The sequence below is a fragment of the Polaromonas sp. P1_E3 genome (assembly GCF_056405935.1).
In genome coordinates, this window is record NZ_JBFUBD010000530.1 from 1 (window position 1) to 1,582 (window position 1,582).

At 61.5% G+C, this 1,582-nt stretch carries 2 protein-coding genes; both read right to left on the reverse strand.

What is annotated here, in order from left to right:
* Positions 1 to 230: transporter substrate-binding domain-containing protein (locus AC1D0Z_RS21340; RefSeq protein ID WP_477660158.1), on the reverse strand; the 230-nt coding region annotated here is incomplete at its 3' end.
* 164 nt (positions 231 to 394) lie between these two features.
* Positions 395 to 1,288 carry a dienelactone hydrolase family protein gene (locus AC1D0Z_RS21345; RefSeq protein ID WP_477660159.1) on the reverse strand — a complete coding sequence of 298 codons (894 nt, stop codon included), beginning with the start codon at positions 1,286 to 1,288 and terminating at the stop codon, positions 395 to 397.
* Positions 1,289 to 1,582: the final 294 nt, after the last annotated feature.

The window sequence follows — 1,582 nt, forward strand, 5'->3', positions numbered from 1 at the left end:
ATGCCTGTCCATGGGGTGTTGACGATCTTGATCTGCAGGCCGGCCTTCTGGGCGATGGCCTTGATCATGTCCACGTCGTAGCCGACGATTTCCTTGGTCGGGCTTTCATAGGCGAACGGGCGGTAGGTGGCGCTGGAGCCGACGACCAGTTCCCTGGTTTGGGCCTGGGCCATACCCATGGCCAGTGCCAGCAGGCCGGCCGTGGCCGCGATTTTTTGGAGGAGTTTCATGGTGGAAGTCCGGGAAAAAAATGAAAAACCGCTGTGCCTCCCCATAACGGGCGGACAAGCGAAAAAGTACGCAATGTTAACCCCAGCAAAACCCGTGCCGTGGCGGCTCGGCTCACGCGGCTGCTTCCGTCAATACGCCGTMTCGGGGGCGCCATGCCCGGAACCTAGCCTGTGCGCAGCTGCCTGTTGAAAAACGCCAGGGTGCGCTCCCACGCCAGTTTGGCCGCCGCGGGGTCGTAGCGAGGGGTGGTGTCGTTGTTGAAGCCGTGTTGTGTGCCCGGGTACTGGTAGGCGGTGTAGGTGGCGCCTGCCGCCTTGAGCGCTGCCTCGTAGGCGGGCCACGCGGCGTTGATGCGCTCATCCACTGCAGCGAAATGGATCAGCAGCGGCGTTTTGACCTTGGCGGCGTCTTCTGCTGCCGGCAGGTTTCCATAGAAAGGAACGGCCGCGTTGAGTTCGGGCAGGCGCGTGGTCAATATGTGCGACATCCCGCCGCCGTAGCAGAACCCGACCACGCCCAGTTTCCCGGTGCAGTCGTCACGGCCCTTGAGGTAAGTGGTGGCAGCCACGAAGTCCTCGACGCACTTWCGCTGGTCCAGTTTGGCGAACAGTTCGCGCGCTTTGTCTTCGTCGCCCGGATAGCCGCCCAGGGGGGTGAGSGCGTCGGGTGCRAAGGCGASRAAGTTGTCCAGCGCCAGCCGGCGGGTAATGTCTTCGATATGCGGGTTGAGGCCGCGATTCTCGTGAATGACGAGCACGCCGGGCAGTTTGCCTGCCGCATTGGCGGGCCTGGCCAGATATCCTTTTACCGTGCCCGAACCTGCAGACGATGGATAGCTGACCATGTCTGTCTTGATGCGCTTGTCATCACGGGCAATTTGCTGCCCCGCAGCAAAATCAGGGCTGAGGGCAGCCAGCAGGGCCGTTGCGGTCAGCCCGGCCGTGGCAAATTTCTGGGCGCGTTCCAGGAAACCGCGCCTGTCAATGGTGCCGTGGACATAGGCGTCAAACAGAATCAGCAGTTCCTGGTCAAAATCCTGGGCGGTCTTGCGCGGCATGGCGTGCTCCTGCAAAAAAATCGAGCATACCGATTCGTGGCCTGGGTGGCAAAGGCCGTTTATCAACCTGTACCGCCTCAGTGTTTTTCGCCGTCCTCCGCCCTGCTATGAAAAATATAGCTGCTTGCGCACGGCGGGGTTGGGCTGGAGGCTCTTTTTGTGCCTGCACCCCCTGGAAAACCGGCAAAACCTGTTTTAATAACGCACCGGGACGCTGGCCTGAATTGACAGGGCGTCCGTTCTGTGACTCACTGGGGTTGCCTGGCTGCGCTGCCCGGCTTCGGCGGCATCCCC